The organism is Leuconostoc miyukkimchii (genome assembly GCF_019656055.1).
Lineage (GTDB): Bacteria > Bacillota > Bacilli > Lactobacillales > Lactobacillaceae > Leuconostoc > Leuconostoc miyukkimchii.
Genome location: NZ_BPKY01000007.1, coordinates 83,890 through 108,073, shown reverse-complemented (window position 1 = coordinate 108,073; position 24,184 = coordinate 83,890). Strand labels below are relative to the sequence as shown.

Here is a 24,184-nt window from a genome sequence, read left to right as displayed (position 1 = left end):
TCAATAATTTTTCAAGAAATTAGCAAGTGATTTTTTGAACGAATTGTATTACTTGCGTTCGCTCAAGCATTAACTTTGTGCTATAATATTGGTGTTGACAAAAGTCAAAAATTTTTGGAGGATCTACACACATGACTGTTAAGATTGGTATTAACGGATTTGGACGTATTGGCCGTTTGGCTTTCCGTCGTATTCTTGAATTATCAGATAAGGCTTCAGATATTGAGGTTGTTGCAATCAACGATTTGACTAGCCCTGATATGTTGGCATACTTGTTGAAGTATGACTCAATTCATGGTACTTTGAACGCTGAAGTGTCATCAGATGACACTGGCATCATTGTCAATGGTAAGCACTATTCAGTTTATGCAGAACGTAATGCTGCAGACTTGAAGTGGGTTGCTAACGATGGTGTTGATTATGTATTAGAAGCAACTGGTTTCTATACATCAGCTGAAAAGTCACAAGCACATTTGGATGCAGGTGCTAAGAAGGTCTTAGTTTCTGCACCAGCTGGTGCTGTGCCTACAGTTGTCTATGGCGTAAACCAAGACATCTTGACTGCAGAAGACACAATTGTTTCTGCTGGTTCGTGCACAACGCAATCATTAGCACCAATGGCTAATGCGTTGAACAAGGAATTTGGTGTTAAAGCTGGAACAATGACAACAGTGCACGCTTATACAGCTTCTCAAGCTTTGCAAGATGCACCTAAGTCAGGTATCGCTAAGCGCCAACAAAACCGCGCTGCTGCAAACACTACTTTGCCACATTCATCAGGTGCTGCCAAGGCTATCGGTTTGGTTATTCCTGAATTAGATGGTCGTTTGCAAGGACATGCATTCCGTGTACCTGTTATCGATGGTTCAGTAACAGAATTGACAGCAACTTTGGAAAAAGAAGTAACTGTTGATGAAGTTAACGCAGCAATGAAGAAGTACGAATCAGAATCATTTGGTTACAATGGTGATGGCTTGGTATCAGTTGATATCATTGGCGACACACATGGTACTGTCTTTGATCCAACACAAACTGAAATCACTACTGGTAACGGTTCACAATTGGTTAAAATTTCTGCTTGGTACGATAACGAATACGGTTTCACTTCAAACATGATCCGTACATTGTTGCACTTTGCTACTTTGTAATTAAAATATATGTGAAGGACTCTTTAAGCTTTAGCTAACGGATCCGGATCTACTAGAAACCTGCTGTAGCGGGTTTTTTGTATGTGTACGCTTTTACAAAAAAATATGCTATACTTTACTCAACTATGTGAAAGAGGTTTCATCAGTGAAAGTTGCGTTTTCATCAGATAATCATTTTGATTTAAATAAGATTGACGTTAAACGTGCAATGCACATACAGGCACTTTATTTGTTGAACCAAGGTGTGGATATTTATGTCATTGCAGGTGATTTATTTAATGATTTTCAAAAATCATTAGCATTTGCACGTGATATGCAAGACGCACTAGGTGATAAGATGATAACACGTTTTCTTGCTGGTAACCATGACATGGGTAATGGCGTGACTTATGAGGAACTTGAAAGTGATATTGATTCACTTTACTTCCATAATAAGTTCATTGATTTAACCCCAACAATACGACTAATTGGAAACAATGGTTGGTATAACTATGACTTTGTTGGCAATGATTATACTGAAGAACAAGTACAACAGTTTAAAAATGCCTTTTGGTATGACCGTCGCATTAAACAACCAGTTTCAGATAAAGAACGTTTTGATCGTAATATGAAACAAATACAAAATCAATTAGATTTAGCCGAACGTAAACAAACTGTGATTGTTTCACATTTTGTACCACGTAATGATTATATTAAACGTTTTCCAAATGGGAAATCACGTTTAGATATGGCTAACGCTTTTCTGGGAAGTAATCAGTTAGGTAAAACTTTAGACAATTCTTATACAATTGATACAATCACTGGTCACCTCCATTTGCATCCTGCGCCATTAAAGGTAGGAAATAATATGTATTACAACGCTGCTGTGGGTTACAACACTGCACGAGTACAAGAATGGGCAAGTGATGATTTCATAACAGAGTGGCAAAATCGTCTCGTTATATTAGATTTTTAAGGTACTATCAACGGTATCTTTTTTTATTTTTTAATATTTAGTTTGACTATCGAAATAAACCATGAGATAATTTTACTATTATATATTTCGATAGTCGAAGTATTAGACGAAAGGAAATGTGTTTTGTAATCCTATTTGCACTGTTTGACGGTGAAAATAGCTCTTACGAACACGCTCATAAAAAATGCCAGTTCTTACAACAACAGAAATTATGAATCTCATCCCTAACCGCTACCCAATTCTTTACATGGATTATGTTGAAGAAATGGTGCCAGATGAGTCAATTATTGCGGTTAAAAATGTCACAATTAATGAACAGTTTTTCCAAGGCCATTTTCCAGGAAATCCTGTTATGCCAGGTGTTTTAATTATTGAGTCTCTGGCACAAGCTGCCTCAATTTTAATCTTGTCTTCACCACAATTTAAAGGAAAAACAGCTTATATGACTGGTATTGATGATGCTAAGTTCAAAAAAATGGTTGTCCCTGGTGATGTTTTGAAGTTACATGCAACTTTTGGTAAATTACGTGCGAATATGGGGAGCGTCGTTGTTGAAGCAAAAGTTGATGGGAAAGTGGCAACGTCTGCTGAATTAATGTTCGTTGTCTCTCCAGACAAAACAGATGAATGAAAAAGTAACAATTGATTTTGAAACTTTAAATAGTGATTTGGTTGATGTTTTTAATAATGTGATGTGGATAGAAGAGGCTGCGTTGAAACAAAGTTATTTTTCGGATATTACATTAAAGGATATGCATACTATTGACGCAATCTCGATGTATTCTGAAAAAAGCGCATCTCAAGTTGCTAAGATAATTCATCTCACACCAAGTGCCATGACAACTGCTATCGATAAGTTGGTCGAAAAAGGCTACATTGAACGTCGGCGATCTAATACTGATCGTCGTGTTGTACGTTTAGGGCTAACGCATAAGGGACGTGTGGTGTATCGTGCGCATCAAGGATTTCATCGTGACTTAACACATAATTTATTGAGAGATATGCAACCGACAGAGATTGAAGTCGTCCAAAGGGCTATTCATAATCTTGTACGCTATCTTGCAAACGTTATTAAACATTAAGAGGGAGAGCCATGGAACAGTTGAAAATCGTGGCATCGGCGCGACAAATTCCAGAACGCCAAGTAACAAACGACGAACTTAGCACGATTATGGATACCAATGACGAATGGATTTATAGTCGTACAGGTATTCGTCAACGTCAAGTTGTCACGACTGAAAATACGAGTGATTTGGCAACACAAGTAGCCAAAAAATTGTTAGAAAATGCTGACATAACAGCAGATAGTTTAGATTTTATTATTGTTAGTACGATGTCACCTGATACATTATCACCAAGTACTGCTGCAATTGTACAAGGCGCTATTGGTGCAAGTAATGCTTTTGCATTTGACTTAAGTGCCGCATGTTCAGGTCTAGTTTACGGATTAAGTGTAGCTTCAAGCTTACTAGCAACACGGTACAAACGTGGGATGGTTATTGGTGCCGAAGTCTTGTCTAAATTAGTTGATTGGCAAGATCGCACAACTGCTGTGCTGTTTGGTGATGGGGCGGCTGGTGTGATTGTTGATACAACATCAGAAAATATCGGTTTGTTGAGTGAGGAATTACGTACGTTTGGTGATAAAGGTGACAATTTGGTTGCCGGTCGCTTTGCAAACACAAATCCTTTCTCTGGTGAGATTGAACCCGCAGATCAATACTTCCATCAAAATGGTCGCGAAGTTTATAATTTTGCAACACGTGAGGTACCAGCAGTATTGAAAGTGGCACTTGAAAAAGCACAACTTTCAGCCGATGATGTGGATTATTATTTGCTACATCAAGCGAACGCACGTATTGTATCATCCATTGCCAAGCGGTTTGGACAGCCAGCAGATAAATTTCCAACTAACATGGCCACTAATGGCAATACGAGTGCTGCTAGTATTGGTATCTTATTGGATGAACTTGTTGAATCAGGACAAGTTCATTCTGGACAAACAGTAGCCTTTGTTGGATTTGGTGGTGGGTTAACTGTTGGCGCTCAGATTTGGAAAATTTAAGGACATCGGTGTAGACGGCTGCACCGTAAAAATCTAACGAAAATACATAAAACAGATATTAGGAGACGGTAATTATGACAGATGCAGAAATTTTTGACAAGGTTAAGGCAGTTTTGGTTGATCAATTTGATTTGGAAGAAGACGAAGTGTCTTTGACAACTGATTTGACAAATGATATCGATGCTGACTCATTAGACTTGTTTGAAGTTTTGAACCGTATTGAAGACGATTTTGACATTAAGTTGGCTGTTGCTGAAGACATCAAGACAACACAAGATTTAGTTGACAAGGTTAAGGAACAATTGGCAGCTTAATGTTACAGGTGATCGTCAATAGATGGTCACGTACATAATAGATTTATTTAAAGGAAAATAAGATGGCAGTAAATGTAGAAAACCCAATTTTTAAAAAATTAGGCATGAAATATCCAATCGTTGAAGGGGGGATGACTTGGGCAGGAACTGGTGTGTTAGCAGCAGCAGTATCAGAAGCTGGTGGATTAGGATTTATAGGTACAGGCTATTGGCATGGTGAAGATGTTCGTAAAGAAATTAAGCGTGTTAAAGCTTTGACTGATAAGCCTTTTGGTGTTAACGTGATGCTACTGAGCCGTCATATTCGTGAAGTTTTTGATGTTATTTTGGAAGAGGGCGTTAAAGTTGTGGCAACTGGTGCAGGTGATCCCTCACCATTCTTAGATGAATTACATGCAGCCGGCGTTATTGTCATGCCAGTTGTGCCCTCTGTTTCATTAGCACGAATGATGGAAAAGAAGGGTGTCGATGCTGTGGTTGCCGAGGGTATGGAATCAGGCGGTCACATTGGTATGTTGACAACAATGGCGTTAGTACCGCAAGTTGTTGATGCAGTTAATATTCCAGTTATTGCGGCCGGTGGTATTGGTGATGGCCGCGGTGTGGCTGCTGCGTTTATGTTAGGTGCAGCTGGTGCACAAATGGGAACACGTTTCTTGACTGCGGCCGAATCTGAGATTCACCAAAACTTTAAAGATAAAATTATTAAAGCAAAAGACATTGATACGATTGTAACTGGTCAATTGATGGGTAATCGCGCACGTGTTTTGAAGAACAAAATGGCTAAAAACTTTGTTAAAAATGAAGTATTTGAAATTCAAAAAGAAAAGCCAGACGCAGCAGCCATTGAAAAACTTGAATCTGGTACGTTACGTAGTGCGGTTCAAGAAGGTAATAAAGATGGCGGTGCCTTCATGGCTGGTCAAATCTCTGGTTTGATTAAAGATGAAAAGCCAGCTGCAGAAATTCTGTCAGAAATTTGGGCGCAAGCCACTGATTTGATGGGAATTGAAAATACAACATTGTGAATAAATACGACACATGTCGTTTGTTTATAAATACATAGTATATGGGGTTTAACAATGAAATTAGGTATCTTATTTAGTGGACAAGGTGCACAAAAAGCTGGAATGGGGTCAGATCTTTATGACGCGTTACCAGCCTATCGTGAGACAGTTGATCAAGCATCCAGTATTCTAGGATATGATTTACAATCAGTAGCTAACGATGAGACTAAAATTTCTCAAACTGCTTACGCACAACCGGCTATTTTGACAATGAGTAATGCTATTATTAACGCTTTGGGCGATGCATTACCAACGCCAACAGCAGGGATTGGCTTGAGTTTAGGTGAGTACTCTGCGTTATCTGCCAGTGGCGCCTTATCATTTGAACAAGCAGTGGCAATAATTAAAGATCGCGGCAGTTACATGCAGGCAGTTGGAGATGCTAATCCCGGCAAAATGGTTGCTGTGATGGGGACTAATCAACAGCTTGTTGAAGAAGTGTTGGCAGATTTGCAAGCACAAGGTAAGCAAGTTTATCCAGCAAATTACAATACTTTTGCACAATTAGTTATTGGCGGTATAGCAGAGGATGTTGATGTTGCAGTAGCAGCGTTAACAGAAGCGGGTATTCAACGCATTGTTGAATTACCAGTTTCGGGCGCATTTCACACACCATTATTAAAAGATGCAGCGTTGCAACTAACAACACGCCTATCTAACGAAACATTTAACGAAATGTCATATCCGGTATATTCAAATACCACAGGTGACTTGTTTATGACAGATACTTTATTTGATACATTAACAAAGCAAATTATTGCACCAACTTACTTTGCGCAAGCGATGCAAAAAATGCTGGATGCTGGTGTGGATACTTTCTTGGAAGTTGGCCCATCAGATACACTCATTAAGTTTGCTAAGAAAATTGCGCCAAAAGACGTTAAGCGATATGCAATCACAGATTTAGACAGCTTTAATGCTGTACGTGAGTTGTTATTATCTGAAAGAAAGGAAGCTTAAATAATGGATTTTACAAACCAAACAGTTTTAGTGACTGGCTCATCTCGTGGTATCGGATTAGCCATTGCAAAAGCTTTTGACGCAGCTGGCGCCAATTTGATTTTGCACGCACGATCAGAAATCAAGCCGGAAGTATTGGCTGAATTCCAACAAACACCACAAACATTACAATTTGATATTTCTGATGCAGAGGCTGCAGAAGCAAGTATTAAAGCATTATATAAACAAGAAGGATTTAAAGGGATTGATGTCTTAATCAATAATGCTGGTATCACAAAAGACCAACTCGCAATGGCAATGGCACCAGCAGATTTTGCAAGTGTTGTGAATGTGAATTTGAACGGTACTTTCAACGTAACGCAACCCATCTTTAAAAAGATGATTCGTCAAAAGCATGGTGCAATTATTAATTTAAGTTCTGTTGTTGGTTTGATGGGTAATATGGGACAAGTTAACTATGCTGCCTCAAAAGCAGGTATTATTGGCTTTACAAAGTCCTTGGCCAAAGAAGGTGCCCGACGTGGTATTCGTGTGAATGCCATTGCGCCAGGAATGATTGTGTCTGACATGACAGCAGTCTTGCCAGAAGAAACACAAACTGAAATTTTGAAAAATATCCCATTATCACGTTTTGGTGAAGCAAGTGAAGTCGCGGATGCGGCGCTATTCTTAGCTAATAGTGCCTATATCACGGGACAAACACTAACTGTTGATGGCGGTCTATATATTTAATTAAAGGAGAATCATATGTCACGAGTAGTAATCACTGGTCTTGGTGCAGTCACACCACTTGGAAATGATACAGAAACATTTTTGAATGGTATCTTCAATGAAGAGATTGGTATCAAACCTATCACAAAATTCGATGCATCAGAAACAGGTATTACAGTAGCCGGTCAAGTTGATGGCTTTGATGCTGCTAAACGTGTTGGTAAGCGTAACGCACGTAAGTTAGATTTGTTTTCACAATATGCCATCGATGCTGCTGATCAAGCTTTGGAAAATGCCGGCTTGAAGTCACCTGAAGGCTCAGAAAATCCAACAACTGTTCAAGATCCTAACCGCTTTGGCGTAATTTTGGGAAACGGTATTGGTGGTTTGACAACGATTCAAGAACAAGTAATCAAGATGCATGATAAAGGACCACAACGTGTGAGTCCATTGTTTGTTCCTGAATCAATTCCGAACATGGTTTCTGGTAACGTATCATTGCGTTTTGGCGCAAAAGGTGTGAATTATACAATCGTTACAGCTTGTGCCTCAGCGACAAATGCTATTGGTGAAGCTTTCTGGCGTGTGCAATCAGGCAAAGCTGATGTTATGTTGACAGGTGGTTCTGAAGCAACAGTCAATGAAATTGGTATTGCTGGTTTCGCAGCGTTGACAGCATTGTCAACAGAAGCAGATCCAGCCGAAGCCTCTAAGCCATTTGATAAGAATCGTCATGGTTTTGTTCTTGGCGAAGGATCAGGTATTTTGGTTATCGAAAGCTTGGAGCATGCACAAGCACGTGGAGCCAATATCCTAGCTGAATTAGTTGGATATGGTTCATCTTCTGATGCTTATCATATGACTTCACCTTCACCTGACGGCGAAGGCGCTGCACGTGCAATGCGTGATGCTTTGAATGATGCATCTTTGGATGCAGACAAGATTTCATATATTAATGCACATGGAACAGCTACAGGTGCCAATGATTCTGGTGAAGCGCACGCGATTGCAACAATCTTTGGTGAAAATACACTACCTGTTTCTTCAACAAAAGGCATGACAGGACACTTACTTGGTGCAGCGGGTGCTATTGAAGCTTTGGTATCAGTTGGTGCCATTGTGCGTGGTGAATTGCCAGTGAACGTTGGTGTTGATGAACAAGATGAGGATACAAAGGTTCTTAACTTGGTATCAGAGGAAACAAGGCATCAAGCACCAGAGTATGTTTTGAGTGCGAACTATGGCTTTGGTGGTCACAATGCTGCAGTTATCTTTAAAAACTGGCACGAAGAGGCGTAATTTATGAGTTTAAATATCGATGAAATCCGCAGTTTAATGACGGATTTAGAAAATAGTTCACTACGCGAATTTAAAGTTTCCGATGGCGACTTTAGTTTGTATTTATCAAAAAATAAAAATACAACAGTTACAAATACTGCGGTAGCACCGGTACAGTCTCAAGCAGTGCAAGAGACAGCGGGTGAGAATGGTTCGGAGAAGTCAGAACATCCATTGGCTAAACCAGCTCAATCTGGCATAGAAATTGTGGCTCCTATGGTTGGTACAGTTTATTTACAACCAAAACCTGATGCACCTATGTTCAAAAAAGTAGGCGATAAAGTTTCTGTAGGCGAGACAGTAGCTGTTATTGAAGCGATGAAGTTAATGACAGAAATTCATAGTGACGTTGTTGGAACTATTTCTGAAATTTTAGTTGAAAATGAAGAAGTAGTTGATTACAATAAGCCATTATACATTGTCACACCAAATTAATTTATGCGGTTTTCCGCGTACATATCTGAATAGGAGGAAATATATAGCTACGTGATTGAGTTATATATAGTAAAAAAATGAGTGTATTAACAACCCAACAAATTATGGAAATTATCCCTCATCGTTATCCAATGTTGATGTTGGATACGGTTGAAGAATTAGTACCCGGCGAAAAAGCTGTGGCTTACAAAAATATTTCAATCAATGAAGAGATTTTCCAAGGTCATTTTCCTGGAAACCCTACATTTCCCGGTGCTTTAACTGTTGAAGCATTGGCTCAGACTGGTGCGGTCGCATTATTGTCACTTCCTGAATACAAAGGTAAGACAGCTTACTTTGGTGGCATTAAGAAGGCACGTTATCGTCAAATGGTACGTCCAGGTGATCGTTTGCGCTTAGAGGTTACCATTGAACGTTTACGTGGACCAATTGGTACTGGTAAGGGTATTGTATGGATTGGTGATAAAAAGGCAACAACAGCCGAGCTAACATTCATCATTGGAGATTAATTGTGTTTAAAAAAGTACTAGTCGCTAATCGTGGCGAAATAGCGGTTCGTATTATTCGAACGCTAAAAGAAATGGGTATTGCGTCAGTTGCTATATATTCAACAGCTGATAAAGATAGCTTGCATGTTCAGATAGCTGATGAATCAATTTCAGTTGGTGGCCCAAAACCAAAAGATTCATATTTAAATATGAAAAATATACTCAGTGCTGCCTTGCTTTCTGGTGCTGAGGCTATTCATCCTGGATATGGCTTTCTAGCTGAAAATGCATTATTTGCTGAAATGGTTGGCGAAGTGGGGATCAAATGGATTGGTCCGCGCCCAGAAACAATTGAATTGATGGGAAACAAAGCCAATGCACGTGAAGAAATGCGTCGTGCTAATGTGCCTGTGATACCAGGTTCTGATGGCTTTATTCGAAATTTTGATGAAGCCAAAGAAGTTGCAGAGCGCATCGGCTACCCACTACTGTTAAAAGCAGCAGCAGGTGGTGGTGGTAAAGGTATGCGATTTGTCTATGGTGAGGATGAGTTATCTGACAAATTTGACGATGCTCAAAATGAAGCTCGTGCTTCTTTTGGCGACGATCATATGTATATTGAAAAAGTTATGTCACGTGTTCGTCATATTGAAATGCAGGTATTTCGTGATGAAAATGGTCATGTTATTTACTTACCGGAACGTAATTGTTCGTTGCAACGTAATAACCAAAAAGTGCTCGAAGAATCACCTGCAACTGGTGTGACACCTGAAATGCGTGCACATTTGGGTGACATCGTTACACGTGCTGCGCATGCATTGCAATATGTTAATACGGGTACGATTGAGTTTTTGCAAGATCGAGATGGTCATTTCTACTTTATGGAAATGAATACACGTATTCAGGTTGAACATCCAGTATCTGAAATGGTGACAGGATTAGATTTAATTCAGTTACAAGTTTCAGTTGCTGCTGGTGAAGATCTTCCTGTCTCACAAGAAGATGTCACGGTAAATGGTCATTCTATAGAAGTCCGTTTAACTGCAGAAAAACCTGAAAATCACTTTGCACCTAGTGCAGGGACAGTAGAGTTTGCATTTTTACCAACTGGGGGCCCAGGTATTAGAATTGATTCAGCATTGTTTGCTGGGGACAAGATACAACCCTTTTATGATTCAATGATTGGTAAATTAATTGTACATGGTAAAGATCGTGCACAAGCAATGGCAAAAATACGTCGTATTGTGGATGAAACAGTCATACGTGGTGTTGAGACAAGTCGTAGTTTCCAAAAAGCATTATTAAATGATCCACAAGTAGATCGTGGTGAGTTTGATACGCGTTATCTAGAAAATGAATTTTTACCCCGTTGGGTAGAAAGTTTGCCGGATAACAAGTAAACAATACCGCGTATGGATGACATATGCGGTATTGTTTGTATAACGGATCAAAATTATTATGACGAATGCTGATTTTGAGACAATTTATTAGAATGAAGAGGAGGCATGTGTGCTGCTATCTGATTATTAGTTAATTTTTATAGTAGTTTGCACTGTATATTTATAATATGGACTTATACAATCATCAAAAATCAACTTCAAAAATTAAACGTGATGCGTCTGTAAATGACCGTATTCCAGACGGTTTGTTTCTTGCTTGCCCATATTGTGGTGTGCAAATGTATAATAAACAACTTGGTCATTATCGTGTTTGTGCTCATTGTGGCTATGGCTTTCGTTTGCAGGCACGCGAGCGTGTGGATTTAATGACGGATTCTTTTGAAGAAATTGATTCAGAAATTGAAATGACAAATCCAGACTTCCCTGGCTATGCAGATAAATTGGCACGTGCTAAATCACAAACCGAATTAGGTGAATCTGTTTTAACTGGTGTGGCGACGTTTGAAAATGAAAAAGTAGCACTAGGCATTATGGATTCATATTTCATGATGGGATCACTTGGATCAATGACCGGTGAAAAAATCACGCGGTTATTTGAATATGCAACTGAGAATGGATTACCTGTTGTTTTGTTTACTGCATCAGGAGGCGCACGAATGCAAGAGGGTATTAATTCTCTGATGCAAATGGCGAAAATTTCTGCAGCTGTTGCCTCACATCAAGAAGCGGGTCTCCTATACCTCGTGGTATTAACAGATCCAACAACTGGTGGTGTCACAGCAAGTTTTGCAATGCAGGGTGATATTACGCTCGCAGAGCCACATGCATTAGTTGGTTTTGCTGGTGCACGTGTTATTGAGTCGACGATTCATGAAAAATTGCCAAAAGATTTCCAACGTGTAGAAACATTGATGGCAAATGGTTTTGTTGACCAAATTGTGCCACGATCAGATATGAATAAGATGATCGCAAAAGTGGTTAGGTTGCATCACAAAACGGAGGTATAACATGGCAGTAAATATCGGATTGAAATTATTTAAGCATGAATTATCGCCTGCAGAAGTTGTTAAAAAATCTCGAGAAGATCGTTTTTTAGCACGTGAAATTATTGACGGCGTTTTTACAGATTTTGTGGAGTTGCATGGCGACCGCTTGAGTGGTGATGATATGTCTGTTATTGGTGGCATTGCTGCTTTAAACGGAACGCCAGTCACGGTAATTGCCATTGATAAGGGTGTTGATATTCAAGACAAGTTGAGTAAACGTAATGGTTCACCAGAACCATGGGGCTATCGAAAAGCTCAGCGATTAATGCAACAAGCAAATAAGTTCCATCGTCCAATTGTAACGTTTATTAACACACCGGGTGCTTTTCCAGGAAAAACGGCTGAAGCCCAAGGCCAGGGAGAAGCAATTGCAAAATCTATTCTGGAATCGATGAAACTAACAGTGCCAATGATTGCCATTATTTATGGTGAGGGTGGATCCGGTGGGGCGTTGGCTTTAGCAACGAGTGATCAAGTTTGGATGTTTCAAAATGCGACATATTCAATTTTGTCACCCGAAGGTTTTGCTTCAATTCTATGGAAAGATAGCAAACGTTCCGATGAGGCAGCGGCAGTTATGGGATTGACACCAAAAGATTTGTTAGCAAAAAACGTGATTGAATATATTATTCCAGAATCTCGTAGCCATCCACGTGTATTTAATTTAATACGTAAACGATTGCAGGATGAGTTTAAGCAACTCAGTGAATTAACGCCAGAAGAATTAGTTAATCAACGTCGTGCGCGATTTAGATCGTTTTAATATGATATAATAAGTTATTGACAAAAGTCAGTAACTTTTTTAATTAATAGTTTGGGGCCGTTTTTGGAATTCGACAGGTCGTTTAGGACATAGGCTGCGTTTCGCCATCCGGGCGTTAAAACGGGCAGACATTTTAACTGCAAAAAACGAAAACTCTTTCGCAATCGCTGCCTAAAACACAGTGAAGCGTAACTTAGTCTTGGTCGCTGACATCTGAGATTAGGTCATAAAAGGTCAGATCGTGTATGTGCTTACATCTGGAACATGTACGTTAAAATAATCAGATTAGTGATATGTGTTAGCCTTGTGTTATGGCGGAACAAATCATGAAATTTAAATGATAACACTATAAACGTAGAGGTTTATGTACCGTGCGGTTTGGACAGGGGTTCGACTCCCCTCGGCTCCACTAAGCATTTCATGGCGTTGCATAAGGTTGCAAAAACCTTGATGTAGCGCCTTTTCTTATGAAAAACGTTGCACTGTATTTCATAGCATTTCACACAAAATGGGAAACTTTTTGGGAAACATTTTAAATAAGCAAGTAGGCAGTGTAACGGCATCTAAGCCGTTTTTTATTTGTCTAAATGGTACAAAATAACATATATACGGTATTAAACTAGTTATAGCATATTGATTAAGCACGAGAGATAACTATGACAAACACATGGACTAATAGAGAGATGATCAAACGTTGTTTTTTGAGGATGACAGAAAAATAGAGAGTGAATTGATCGCATGAGCACCAGCCATGCATCTAAAAGGTTGATATCAACATGACAGTTATTCTTGCTTTACATATGACAGCATTAGTTGCTAGCATTACAACATGATACAAGTTAAATTTAGAGGTGAAAGATATGAGCTTTGAACAAGACATTAAAAATTTAAGATTAAACAAAAAGTTAACCCAACATGAATTGGCTGATATGATTCATGTTAGTCGCCAAACCATTTCCGCTTGGGAAAACGGAAAAAATTATCCTAGTTTAGATGTTTTGCGAGAACTAAGCAATTTATTTGATGTATCTTTCGAAAAAATTATTTTTGGAGAAGAAACCATGACAACACAGCAACAGAGTATTGCAAAGACAATCGATAAAGATTTATCGATGAAGATCAAGTATAAAAAAATCACTATAGCTTTGGGATCAATATTTATTATCTTAATATTGTGGCTTGTTACGTTAACTGTGGGGTACTATAAAGGCATTGATGGCATAGATAGATTCAATCCTTTTTTACAGTATAAGGTAGGCTATACAAAAATGCCTAGTAATAAGACTGTTGATCCTAGGAATTCTAAGACAGATGGGCGATGGACAAAATGGTTCTCTGATAACGAAATGGGTACGGAGTGGACGAAGTTAAACTTGTCAACGGGACTTAATCCAGGAGTTAACGACCCGTATGTGATGGCTTACCATAAGGGAAGTTATGTTAAAGTCGCTAGAATAGTTCCAGGAAATTCAGTTAGCACAGTAATGAAGAGTAATGTTTCAGCAATTAATAAGTTGGTTAATTCTAAAAATATCGATAACCTAAGTTTGAATATGTCACCAAATGAAACTTTAAAAAATAAAATACATTTTAATAAAGCTATACAAGAAATAGTTGTTAAATAGTATCATTTTGTAATTAAATTTAAAATAGCTTATTTAGCTTGAAAATAGACATAATAAAAGCCATGCCCTAAGTTAAATATAGAGCATGGCTTTTATTTTATTGAGGGGATAATTATCAATATTTTATTTTCCAAACAAGTTGTGAATTGTTTCAAATTTAGCTTCGTTCTGTGAAATAATCATTACCTATAAGTCTATAGGCTTTTTAACATGAACACTTGGCACGTATTCAACAAGTATTTATAGATTTTCTGACTCACGGATTAGTGCTAGTATTTTTTTATTTGCTTCATGTTCAAAAACAAATTGAGCAGATTTGGTAGTACCGTTGTCCATGACTTCAAGATTAAATGAGTATGTGTACAGAGAAACATTTATCAGCATGGCAAGTTGCCAAGCCTCATCATTGTACTTGATAGTATTGATTTCAATAACGGTAGCAAAATCCGAATCGCTAAATTTCATGTGGCTTAACATCAAACCAGCGTTTTTAACATATTTTTTCAATTCCGTTTTCATGTTGAACATCTCCATAAATGTGTAAATAAGCACTCATAGAGTGCTTATTTAGTAAATCTGCATGTCAAATATTTAATGCCACTAAAAATAGTCAATAAAGTAAACAGAAACGCCATTGAACCGTTTGCTGAAGTCTCATTTTTAGATATAGTTAGAGAAAAACTAAAGTCAAACCCATTATGGTAGACTGTGTACATTGTTAGTAAAGCAAGTAGTATTGTAATAATTAACCAGAGTGTAGTTCTTTTCATGTTTCATCCCCAAGTATGCTTTTAACGTGGTTCAACACGTATGTATGCACTCTATGAGTGCTTTTTTGTTAGTCAAAGTTGTATTGTGTATGTGCCTTGATGAACTGCCGAACACCGTCACGTGGATATCTGGTACGTCCATTGCCGTCTTCAAACTTTGGAAAACCTCTCATGTTGGTTAGATCTCCATAGTTGTCCTTGGTGTATCCGGTCATCTTTTGAAGTTGCTTGGCGTTCATTAGGTCTGGGAAAAATAATATCTCTTCTTTTTCAATGTTAGTCATATATTAATACACCTTGTCTTTATAAAATTAATTGTATATGGCTATGCTAAGAAACGCCATGAAGTCATATAGTTTTTTGTGTCTGTGGTCTAATAATGAAACCTCGCCTGTAGTTTGACTAGGGAAAACACACAAAAACCAGGATCCCTTGTTAAAATAAGTAGTTATTTTCGTTCTAAGTTACTTTGTAATTAGGAAATTAAAGTAATTAAAGAGCAATCTTTTTCCATTTGCGAATTTTAGTTCGAAATGTTTTAAAAGGTGCAACAGAATTGATGTGAACCCATTTCCATACTGGCCATTGTGCGCTTGTCGCTGCCCACTGACGTTTGTTAGGCTTAAATAGGACATCATCCGGCAGCGATTCAATTAAGTTACAGAGTTCTGCTACACGTGAGTTTAATGATTCAATCAATTCTGGTAGAGAGTAACTACTGTAGGTTTCATAAAAAGAGGTATACAGCCCACCTAAATTATTCCATTTGTAACCTTTGGCTGGTACATCAACATTTTTGCCTGCTTTTTCATCTTTTTCCCAGCATAACAGTGCAGTAAGCCAGCCAAGTTGATATGAGAGATTTTCAGAGGGAGTACGATCGACTGCCTCAATACGTTTATTTTTCAAATCGTTCGGTATTTCTGTAAACTCATTGATGTATTTTTCATAGTTAGTCTTAATAGCAATTATTAAGTCATCTTTGTTGGCGTAAGCTTGCATGTGTTAAGTCTCCTGTTTTAGTTATTTGAAAACAACTCGTTCATTAATCGACTGGCTGTCATGTTAGCTTACTTTTCAGCAAGCAGTGTCTTGTACCGCTTTTTAATTGAATAGTCAGCGGGGATGTCATCCCCATACAATATGATTAAGTCACTTACTGGTAGTAGGTGGATTTTATTTATAGAAAAAATAAGTCATAACGCTAATGAAACTTGCCAATAACATCAATATTCCTGCCACACGATACTTTTTATTTATGGTCAATTAATTATCTTCAAAGGTAGGGCGTCGTTTAATAATGATTTTTTTATCTAATGTAACTGATATTCCTTGCTCATTATCCATAACGATTGTGTTTCTAGGTGAGACGAGTTGCCAGTTATAAGCTACTGTTTGGGTCTTAATTGTTTATTAGTTTATCGTTTAAAATTGATAACGTTTCATGATTATTTATTGGTACTAACTTTAATTGATCATGGAAGTTGTCAAAAATATATTTGGTTTCCTCTTGAAATGGTATATCAAGATAATGTGGTAACACGCTAAAATCAAACACACCAAGACCTGAATAATCTTTCAAATTGGGTGCAAAGCTAGGATCATCCAGCTTCTGTATATATGTAATATTTGGTGCTAGAATAATAGCTCCAGCAGACTCACCAACGTAAGGGGTACCAGAATTTATTTTATTGATTAGGACTCTATCTAATTTGAGTTCTTTAAGCTTTTCTAACAAATAGAATGTGTTACCACCTGCAATATAAATAATGTTAGCATTCTCTATCTTAGTGCGTGACTCTAGTATATTTGAATGAGCAACATCCAATCTGCTAACAATGTAGTTTAAATTGGATAACGCTTCATGTGCTTCACTAACGTATCTTGTATACTCTTCTACGTTGCTTGCAGTATCAATAAATAGAATATCTTTATTTTTTAAATCAAAATTAGATATAAATTTTTTAAAGTACTCAGTTGTACCGGCAAAATAGGATGTTAATAAAATATTTTTCATAATTTTTCCTCTTGTTTATCTTCTATATATTCTTAAAACCAGCACATTCAAGCGGCGCAGGTATACACATTAATAGAAGACCATTTATTGACAATATTTTATTTCACTACCGCTGACCAATTATTTGTAGTTTTAATATCAATAAATATATAACTGGAAGTATAGCGATTGAGCAATCGTTAAAATAGTAAGCAAGATAACTAGTAGGAACGCTGAAAAAGAGAACCATTTTTTGTTTTGAAAGCTCTCAAATGCAGATGAACTTAGAGAAATAATTAGTAGTACATTCATGGTCAGTCTGAAATAGATATTATCTGGATATATAAAGCTAACAATCAGGAGAATAATAGCAATGATTGCTATCGTTAACCTGAGTTGGAAAATTTTACTTTTTGTATCTATCTTGTTCATAGTATGCTACCTTCTAAAATTTTTTATTTTTGATTAATCAGCTTATTTACATAGCTAATAACATTTAACATCAATTAATTTCTTATTCAAAAATAGGAAACCATGATTTTAAGATAAACCAAATACCAATCCCTATGTAAAGAGCACTAGACCAACTAATTTTATGGTCTTTTTTAATATTTGGAAAATTAGACATAATTATGACTAACCCAAATACTGTTCCTGCTAAATGATTAAATATTATATTGTTGGTCAGAAAGTAGGCAACCACTAAACCAACAATTGAGGATAATCCGATGGCGAGTAGTAGTATATTAAATGGTTTTTGTTTCATAATTTAAATCACCTTTCATTTTTTATGTCACAAGTATTGTTTTGAATGTGGTTGTTTATCATAGTATTATTTTGTGCTGAGTCAGTTACAGAGACCGTGCTACTTGTTGGACTATACTCAGAGTTTAATGGAAAATAACAGAAAAGTAATAAAATCTATAGATAACTATAATCATACCAGACAAACGAATACATTTAAAGATGAGAGTGGTAATGTATGCACAGCTGAAATGTATAACAATCTAAAATTAGAATAATGATTGGTACCATGATAAAATGAACTAAACAAAAAACGAGTTAAAATAACTGAAGAGTAACGAGAGTAGATTAAAAAATAAAATTGTAATCAAGGAGATCACATTATGACAGATAAACCTAGTTTTTCAGATTTCGAACGTAAAGCAATGAGTGAAAGGGCAAAAGAACTTAAAAAACAAAAAAATACGGAAGCAGATGTACTGGAAAAGATTGCAGAAATGCCTGCTGATGAAGCACAACTTGCAAATGATATTCATAATTTAGTGAAAAAAGTTGCACCAGAATTAAAACCAAAAACCTGGTATTCGATGCCAGCATATGCCAATGAGAGTGGTAAAGTTGTCTTATTTTTTCAAGCGGCAACTAAGTTTAAAGCACGCTATTCAACGATAGGCTTTAACGATGCTGCAAATCTTGATGAAGGGGACTTTTGGCCAACGTCGTTTGCTATTAAAAAAATGACACCAGCGACCCTTACGGAAATTGGTGAACTGATTAAACGGAGTATCAAAAGTTGAGACTAAAAAACGATTTCATAAAATGAAATCGTTTTTTAGTCATATTAATTTAATAGAGAAAAAGCTCTAAATAGCGTAAATTAATGGTTCATTCAAAAATTAGCACAATGCATACTAGAAGATTTATACACGTTGACGCAGAAAACTTTCCTTTGTCAATAATATTTGTTCTATTTCCTTAGCAAAATCTTGTCTTGAAATAGAACGTAATTTTTTGAAATATGGAATATTATTTAATTTAAAAGATATTAACCCGGGTAAATAAGAGGACAGTCGATCTTTATCAAAAATAATACCAGGATAAACCATAAATGCGCGTTTACCTAAGGCAACGTTGGCTTCTTTTTCAACGAAACGTTTTGCGTTTAAATAAGGTTTCATGAAAAATGGACCGGAATTTGCTGAAACAAACAAAAAATTTGGTTTACTTTCATTTTTTAGTACGTCTATGAGTTGTTTTGCAGGTGTAATGCTGCTATTTTGGTATGTTTTGTTCTTAAAAGGATTAGGAAATAAGATTCCTACGGCATCTATAACCCAATCAGCATCAGTGACAATAGTTTGCCACTGTTCAGGTTTATTGAGATCAACAACATGATATGTCACATGAGTATTGACTGTTGATGAAAACTCATGGCGAGCTAAACAGTGAATGTCAAATAACTCAGGTGCAAGATGATTAATTATGCCCTGCCCAACAAATCCAGTGCCACCGACAATAACTATTTTTTGTTTGCTAGTATGATTCAATTGTATTCTCCTTTGTTATTTATCTTTATCTATGGTTTCAAAGTGACCATCAAAAGTTTGACTGTCAGTAGGATGTTTGGTGTGGGTGGGCTTTTGAGTGAATTTTATTCTAATCCAAAAAGCTAATGCAATTAAAATTAGAACACCAACAATAGCGAAAAAGTTTTTAATAATGAAAGTCACTAATAAAATTAAAATAATCGCTAAAAGCAATCGCGCTATAATGCCAAATCTATTAATAAATACAGAGGCAAAAAAGTAAACGATGAAAAATAACATAAGTAGTGGTAGTAAAATCAAATTAAACATTTAAGAACCTCCGATATTTGATTGATAAGTTATTTTAAGATAGAATTTTCTGGGCCTTTTTAGTATTTGCAAAATGCAATTTAGCAAAGTGACGCAAATCAACACCTTGTTGCATGAGTTTTGCAGCAACTAAATCAACAGCATGTCCAGCACCAATAGGTAGTTGCATGCCAGCTTCTTGGCTTAATTTGGACATTGTGTCGAGTTCAACCACACGTGCTAAAATCGATGCTGCTGCTACACTCAGATGATATTGTTCACCTTTAGTTGTAAAATATACATTTTGGCGAACAATGTTTGGTTGTTTTGCGTTAAGTAGATATTTAAAATAGGTACTTTCTTGAGCAAATTGGTCGATGAGTATAGCATCAGGTGTGAGTGGTTCAATTTTTGTTAACACTTTGTTAAGAACAAAATTGTGCGAAATAGCTTTTAACTGATTAACATTGTTTTCCGGTTGCATCTGATTGTATTTTTCAGGCATTAAATTGATCACATGGTGAGGCAGATGTGCAATAATTTCAGGAGCGATTTGACGCATCTTGTCATCAGTAAGTGTTTTCGAATCTGAGATACCAAGTTGCCGTACCCAGCTAATATTTTCTTTAGAAACAAAAACAGCAGCCGTTGTCAACGGACCAAAATAAGCACCAGCGCCAACTTCATCAGACCCAATAACTGACCAATTAGCAAAACCTGCGGGAATGCTCATACCAGGCGTCGTATTTTTTTTAATAATCGAGGTGGAATTAGCCGTGTTTGGGGATGAATCAGTATCTGTTTGCCAACGTGCTGCTTCCTCAGCAAACCTAGTGCCTTGAAACATTACTTTACCTGAGCGATAACCAGTAATTGTTGTACCGCCATTTTTAACTGAAAACAATGCGCCATTTGGCAGTCTCAAGGTTGGATTTTTCGTATAATAGTTTGCTATTTTTTTTAATTGTGAAGGTGTCACTTTTATTACTGTCTGCATGTTTTTAGTATATCAGTTTTTGTTGGTGAAAATATAGTGTATAATCAACTAGATACAATAAGGAAAAAATGATGGTTAATCAAAACGGGAAAAAACATTATAAGGCTAATTTAGCTGGCAAAGACTATACAATTTCAGGCAGTGCGAGTCTGCCACATTTTAAGGCAACTGAAACATTATTTAACAAGCAATTGAAACAAATAAAATTAGTATCACCTCAGTTGACGCCAGTAGATCAAGCAATTTTATTGAGTTTTAATGCGCTTTCAGATCAGCTTTATAAACAATCTGAAATAGATGAGTTACAAGCAAAAATTATTGCATTACAAGCAGAATTAGAGCAAGCACTTCACGCTAAAAAAACATCGGTAAAACGCACGCCAAAAAGTGCTATTGGTTCTATTATTGATGATGCTAAGCATGATAGTAAGTCGCGTACAAAAGATAATCTTTTCAAACAAGGAACAAATTCATGATATTATTAGGAATTGCATTAGTATTTGTGCTGTTATGGTTCATTTCAGGATATCGCCACGGTTTTGTGAATGGCTTACTACGATTGTCGTTATGGGTTGTCGTCTGGTATATTGCAATTAAATTCTCAAAATCACTTGGTGCGGTTATTTCAAATTTTGTTGATGGTCAATTTATTCGTACCACTGTCCCGCAAGATGTTGTCGGTCATGGCTCTGAATTTTTAGCCTCAGGCTTAGCATTTAGTGTGTTGTTAATATTGGGTGGCACGGTGAGTCATTATGTCTTAAGATCATTAAGTATTATTCGTCGTATACCTATTCTAGGTTGGGTTGATGGCGTACTTGGTGCAGTATTATATGGTATTATCGGTGCAGTGATTGCTTTCTTTGGACTAGAATTATTGTCAGTTGTACCAAACGTTTGGGTACAAGATCAGTTCTTGAACACGCCAGAGTTAAATCATGTGTTAGATAATGCACCTTTTTTTGCGCAACAAATTTATCAATGGTGGTTGTGACATATTTGAAATAACCACTAGTCTGAAAAGAAATATAAGCAGGTAGGCTTCAAAGTATATGAACACAAAAGTATTAGAAACACTAGAATATGATAAAATCAAGGCACAGTTAGGTGCTTTTTTGTCTACGCCTGTTGGTCGCAAAGAAGCTGATAATCTAACCCCAGAAACAAACGTTGAAACAATCAACTATTGGTTACGCGAAACGGCTGATGGTGTTTTGATTGATCGGTTAAAAGGTGGCATACCACTTACAAAACTAGCTGATGTGACACCACATTTAAAACGATTAAATATTGGCGCGAGTTTAAGCGCTACAGAACTATCAGAAATAAGTGCGGTTTTACGAAATACCAGTAAAATTGCGAGTTTTTTTGAGCAAATGAATGATGAAATAATAGGGGAATCACTGTTAGTTCTTCCAGCACAAGCACAAAATTTGTCAGTGCTTTCAGATGTTACTCAAAAAATACAAATTGCTATTGATGAAACTGGCAGAATCAATGACGAAGCATCGTTTGATTTAAAAGCAATTCGTGGCAAAATTGTGGGAAACGAACAAGCTGTTAAAAACAAAATGCAAGCCTATACACGTGGCAAATCTGCACAATATTTAAGTGATCCTCTGGTCACAATTCGCGGAGATCGTTATGTTTTGCCTGTAAAAGCTGAATATCGTAGTCAATTTGGTGGCGTGGTGCATGACCAAAGTCAAACTGGACAAACATTATATATTGAACCACAAGCGGTTGTTGAAATTAACAACAAGTTAAGTGAACTACGAGTTAAGGAACAGGTGGAAGAGCAGCGTGTACTACAGGATTTATCAGCCGCACTTGAACCGTTTACCAGTGAAATTAGTCAAAACGTCAATATTTTGGGTCATTTTGATTTTGTGAACGCTAAAGCAAGATTAGCCGCACGCTTGGATGCTATGCAACCTATTGTCAATACAAATAATCACGTTGACTTACAACAGGCATGGCACCCTTTATTGGACAAGCATATTGCGGTTAGTAATGATATTGCTTTGGGTGATGGCTATAAAGCGATTATTATTACTGGGCCTAATACTGGTGGAAAAACAATTACAATTAAGACGCTAGGCTTATTACAGCTTATGGCGCAGTCTGGTTTGTTTATTACGACTAAACGACCATCAACTGTCGGAGTGTTTCATGAAATCTTTGCAGATATTGGTGATGAACAGTCGATTGAACAAAACTTATCGACATTTAGTTCACACATGGCTAATATTGTCTCAATGATTGATAATATTGATGACAAAAGTTTAGTTATTTTTGATGAGTTGGGTGCAGGGACAGATCCAGCAGAAGGTGCTGCCCTAGCTATTGCCATTTTAGATAAAGTTGCTAGCCTTGGCGGTTACGTCATTGCGACAACACACTATCCTGAATTGAAGCTCTATGGTTATAATAGACCAGAAACACTCAATGCATCTATGGTATTTGATGTTGAAACGTTACAGCCAACTTATCAATTTTTAATGGGTGTACCAGGTCAATCAAATGCCCTAGCAATTGCTAAACGACTTGGTTTTGGTGAGGATGTTATTGGTGCTGCTACGGCATTAACGACTGAATCAGATCAAGATTTGAATAATATGATTGTTGATTTGGTATCACAACGTGATGCCGTCAAGAAAAATAACATGACGCTTGAGACACGATTAAAATCATTAGAAGAACAATCTGAAAAATTGTCAGAACAACAGCGCAAGTTGGAAAAAGAACGTGCTCAAGTTGTATTGGATGCCAAAAATGAAGCTAATCATATTGTCGCCTCAACTAAGAAGCAAGCGGAACAATTAATAACCGAAATTCGCAAGGAACGATTAAATTCAGGCAGCCAAAATAGCCATCTGAGCGAACAAGAACTACAGAGCAAGAAAAAACAACTTGACCAGTTACGACAAAATGACAGCTTGGAAAAAAATAAAATCCTACAAAAAGCCAAGCGCGCAAAGATGTTGGCTGTCGGCGATGAAATCGTTGTACAGTCATACAATCAGCAAGGTATTTTAGTCAAACAACATAGTAATGGTCAATGGGAAGTCGAGATGGGCATTTTAAAAATGCTTGTTGATGAAGACGACATCATTAAAACAGAAGCCACTGCTAAAGCACAACAGAGTAAAAAGAAGCAAAAAAGAAAGAAAATTGTCAATACAAATGTTGTTGTTGGCTCGTCACGTGGGACAGTTAATGCTAGTTTAGATTTGCGTGGTGTAAGGTATGAATCCGCATTATCAGAACTGGATCGTTATTTAGATACAGCAGTTTTAGCTAATCTGGGAACCGTGGAGATTATTCATGGCAAAGGGACTGGTGCATTACGAAAAGGTGTGACAGAATTTTTACGCTCAGATCGGCGCGTGAAATCGTTTCGTTTTGCTAATGCCAACGCTGGTGGCGATGGTGCAACAATTGCAGAATTGTCTTAAAATTAAATTAAAGAATATTTAAAAGTATTTGTTGAAATAAACAATGAATGCTTTTTTATTTTTGAATAT

At 37.1% G+C, this 24,184-nt stretch carries 29 protein-coding genes and 1 other RNA gene; 21 read left to right on the top strand and 9 right to left on the bottom strand.

Annotated features, from left to right (window positions below):
* The first annotated feature begins 131 nt into the window (after positions 1-131).
* From gap to K5Q13_RS08005, 17 genes are all read left to right on the top strand, one after another.
* Positions 132-1,148 (top strand): type I glyceraldehyde-3-phosphate dehydrogenase, encoded by a 1,017-nt coding sequence (gap, locus tag K5Q13_RS08085; protein WP_220741186.1) that lies wholly within the window; start codon positions 132-134, stop codon positions 1,146-1,148.
* Positions 1,149-1,293: 145 nt separating this feature from the next.
* Positions 1,294-2,103 (top strand): metallophosphoesterase, encoded by an 810-nt coding sequence (locus K5Q13_RS08080; RefSeq protein ID WP_220741185.1) that lies wholly within the window; start codon positions 1,294-1,296, stop codon positions 2,101-2,103.
* A gap of 184 nt (positions 2,104-2,287) precedes the next feature.
* The gene (gene fabZ, locus K5Q13_RS08075; protein WP_220741184.1) at positions 2,288-2,734 is read left to right on the top strand and encodes a 3-hydroxyacyl-ACP dehydratase FabZ; all 447 of its coding nucleotides are present in this window, start codon (positions 2,288-2,290) and stop codon (positions 2,732-2,734) included.
* On the top strand, positions 2,727-3,185 hold the full coding sequence (locus K5Q13_RS08070) for a MarR family winged helix-turn-helix transcriptional regulator (RefSeq protein WP_220741183.1): 459 nt from the start codon (positions 2,727-2,729) through the stop codon (positions 3,183-3,185). Before fabZ (K5Q13_RS08075) ends, K5Q13_RS08070 begins: the two co-directional genes overlap by 8 nt.
* An 11-nt stretch (positions 3,186-3,196) precedes the next feature.
* Positions 3,197-4,168 (top strand): beta-ketoacyl-ACP synthase III, encoded by a 972-nt coding sequence (locus tag K5Q13_RS08065; RefSeq protein WP_220741182.1) that lies wholly within the window; start codon positions 3,197-3,199, stop codon positions 4,166-4,168.
* A gap of 74 nt (positions 4,169-4,242) precedes the next feature.
* Entirely contained in the window at positions 4,243-4,482 is a 240-nt protein-coding gene (locus K5Q13_RS08060) for an acyl carrier protein (RefSeq protein ID WP_220741181.1), read from the top strand.
* 62 nt (positions 4,483-4,544) lie between these two features.
* Positions 4,545-5,510, top strand: coding sequence for a nitronate monooxygenase (locus K5Q13_RS08055; RefSeq protein ID WP_220741180.1), 966 nt, complete (start codon positions 4,545-4,547; stop codon positions 5,508-5,510).
* A gap of 54 nt (positions 5,511-5,564) precedes the next feature.
* Positions 5,565-6,509: an ACP S-malonyltransferase gene (locus K5Q13_RS08050; protein WP_220741179.1), complete on the top strand. Its 945-nt coding sequence runs from the start codon at positions 5,565-5,567 to the stop codon at positions 6,507-6,509.
* Positions 6,510-7,241: a beta-ketoacyl-ACP reductase gene (locus K5Q13_RS08045; protein WP_220741258.1), complete on the top strand. Its 732-nt coding sequence runs from the start codon at positions 6,510-6,512 to the stop codon at positions 7,239-7,241.
* 15 nt (positions 7,242-7,256) lie between these two features.
* Positions 7,257-8,519, top strand: coding sequence for a beta-ketoacyl-ACP synthase II (gene fabF / locus K5Q13_RS08040; protein ID WP_220741178.1), 1,263 nt, complete (start codon positions 7,257-7,259; stop codon positions 8,517-8,519).
* 3 nt (positions 8,520-8,522) lie between these two features.
* A complete protein-coding gene (gene accB, locus K5Q13_RS08035; protein WP_220741177.1) occupies positions 8,523-8,993 on the top strand; it encodes an acetyl-CoA carboxylase biotin carboxyl carrier protein in 471 nt (156 codons plus the stop codon).
* Between the two features lie 77 nt (positions 8,994-9,070).
* Entirely contained in the window at positions 9,071-9,502 is a 432-nt protein-coding gene (gene fabZ / locus K5Q13_RS08030; RefSeq protein ID WP_220741176.1) for a 3-hydroxyacyl-ACP dehydratase FabZ, read from the top strand.
* Positions 9,503-9,504: 2 nt separating this feature from the next.
* Entirely contained in the window at positions 9,505-10,881 is a 1,377-nt protein-coding gene (locus K5Q13_RS08025; RefSeq protein ID WP_220741175.1) for an acetyl-CoA carboxylase biotin carboxylase subunit, read from the top strand.
* 167 nt (positions 10,882-11,048) lie between these two features.
* Positions 11,049-11,888: an acetyl-CoA carboxylase carboxyltransferase subunit beta gene (locus tag K5Q13_RS08020; RefSeq protein WP_220741174.1), complete on the top strand. Its 840-nt coding sequence runs from the start codon at positions 11,049-11,051 to the stop codon at positions 11,886-11,888.
* Position 11,889: 1 nt separating this feature from the next.
* Entirely contained in the window at positions 11,890-12,690 is an 801-nt protein-coding gene (gene accA, locus K5Q13_RS08015) for a carboxyltransferase subunit alpha (RefSeq protein ID WP_220741173.1), read from the top strand.
* Between the two features lie 53 nt (positions 12,691-12,743).
* Positions 12,744-13,102: a transfer-messenger RNA gene (gene ssrA, locus K5Q13_RS08010) on the top strand.
* A 448-nt stretch (positions 13,103-13,550) separates the two neighbouring features.
* Entirely contained in the window at positions 13,551-14,315 is a 765-nt protein-coding gene (locus K5Q13_RS08005; RefSeq protein ID WP_220741172.1) for a helix-turn-helix transcriptional regulator, read from the top strand.
* A gap of 240 nt (positions 14,316-14,555) precedes the next feature.
* Here K5Q13_RS08005 and K5Q13_RS08000 read toward each other — a convergent pair whose 3' ends face one another.
* The 6 genes from K5Q13_RS08000 to K5Q13_RS07975 all read right to left on the bottom strand — a co-directional run bounded on the left by K5Q13_RS08000 (position 14,556) and on the right by K5Q13_RS07975 (position 17,847).
* Positions 14,556-14,834 carry a hypothetical protein gene (locus tag K5Q13_RS08000; protein ID WP_220741171.1) on the bottom strand — a complete coding sequence of 93 codons (279 nt, stop codon included), beginning with the start codon at positions 14,832-14,834 and terminating at the stop codon, positions 14,556-14,558.
* A gap of 319 nt (positions 14,835-15,153) precedes the next feature.
* Positions 15,154-15,369 carry a hypothetical protein gene (locus K5Q13_RS07995; protein WP_220741170.1) on the bottom strand — a complete coding sequence of 72 codons (216 nt, stop codon included), beginning with the start codon at positions 15,367-15,369 and terminating at the stop codon, positions 15,154-15,156.
* A 208-nt stretch (positions 15,370-15,577) separates the two neighbouring features.
* Positions 15,578-16,087: a ClbS/DfsB family four-helix bundle protein gene (locus K5Q13_RS07990; protein WP_220741169.1), complete on the bottom strand. Its 510-nt coding sequence runs from the start codon at positions 16,085-16,087 to the stop codon at positions 15,578-15,580.
* 400 nt (positions 16,088-16,487) lie between these two features.
* A complete protein-coding gene (locus K5Q13_RS07985; RefSeq protein ID WP_220741168.1) occupies positions 16,488-17,102 on the bottom strand; it encodes a Type 1 glutamine amidotransferase-like domain-containing protein in 615 nt (204 codons plus the stop codon).
* Positions 17,103-17,240: 138 nt separating this feature from the next.
* Complete coding sequence (locus tag K5Q13_RS07980; protein ID WP_220741167.1) at positions 17,241-17,513, bottom strand: hypothetical protein; 273 nt, start codon at positions 17,511-17,513, stop codon at positions 17,241-17,243.
* An 82-nt stretch (positions 17,514-17,595) separates the two neighbouring features.
* A complete protein-coding gene (locus tag K5Q13_RS07975; RefSeq protein WP_220741166.1) occupies positions 17,596-17,847 on the bottom strand; it encodes a hypothetical protein in 252 nt (83 codons plus the stop codon).
* 361 nt (positions 17,848-18,208) lie between these two features.
* Here K5Q13_RS07975 and K5Q13_RS07970 point away from each other — a divergent pair, with 361 nt between their 5' ends.
* Positions 18,209-18,622 carry an iron chaperone gene (locus tag K5Q13_RS07970; RefSeq protein ID WP_220741165.1) on the top strand — a complete coding sequence of 138 codons (414 nt, stop codon included), beginning with the start codon at positions 18,209-18,211 and terminating at the stop codon, positions 18,620-18,622.
* A gap of 123 nt (positions 18,623-18,745) precedes the next feature.
* On the opposite strand, the gene K5Q13_RS07965 is transcribed toward K5Q13_RS07970, so the two are convergent.
* The 3 genes from K5Q13_RS07965 to rnhC are packed head-to-tail and all read right to left on the bottom strand — an operon-like array spanning position 18,746 to position 20,657.
* Positions 18,746-19,372, bottom strand: coding sequence for an NAD(P)H-binding protein (locus K5Q13_RS07965; RefSeq protein WP_220741164.1), 627 nt, complete (start codon positions 19,370-19,372; stop codon positions 18,746-18,748).
* A 15-nt stretch (positions 19,373-19,387) separates the two neighbouring features.
* On the bottom strand, positions 19,388-19,681 hold the full coding sequence (locus K5Q13_RS07960; RefSeq protein ID WP_220741163.1) for an AFWIR motif membrane protein: 294 nt from the start codon (positions 19,679-19,681) through the stop codon (positions 19,388-19,390).
* Positions 19,682-19,715: 34 nt separating this feature from the next.
* The gene (gene rnhC, locus K5Q13_RS07955; RefSeq protein ID WP_220741162.1) at positions 19,716-20,657 is read right to left on the bottom strand and encodes a ribonuclease HIII; all 942 of its coding nucleotides are present in this window, start codon (positions 20,655-20,657) and stop codon (positions 19,716-19,718) included.
* A 71-nt stretch (positions 20,658-20,728) separates the two neighbouring features.
* On the opposite strand from rnhC, the gene zapA reads away from it, so the two are divergent.
* Genes zapA through K5Q13_RS07940 form a run of 3 tightly spaced genes read left to right on the top strand, consistent with a single transcriptional unit; the run spans position 20,729 to position 24,115 of the window.
* Positions 20,729-21,133 carry a cell division protein ZapA gene (gene zapA, locus K5Q13_RS07950; protein ID WP_220741161.1) on the top strand — a complete coding sequence of 135 codons (405 nt, stop codon included), beginning with the start codon at positions 20,729-20,731 and terminating at the stop codon, positions 21,131-21,133.
* Positions 21,130-21,651: a CvpA family protein gene (locus tag K5Q13_RS07945; protein ID WP_220741160.1), complete on the top strand. Its 522-nt coding sequence runs from the start codon at positions 21,130-21,132 to the stop codon at positions 21,649-21,651. The genes zapA and K5Q13_RS07945 overlap by 4 nt, the downstream gene beginning before the upstream one ends.
* A 58-nt stretch (positions 21,652-21,709) precedes the next feature.
* Positions 21,710-24,115, top strand: coding sequence for an endonuclease MutS2 (locus K5Q13_RS07940; protein WP_220741159.1), 2,406 nt, complete (start codon positions 21,710-21,712; stop codon positions 24,113-24,115).
* Positions 24,116-24,184 lie beyond the last annotated feature (69 nt).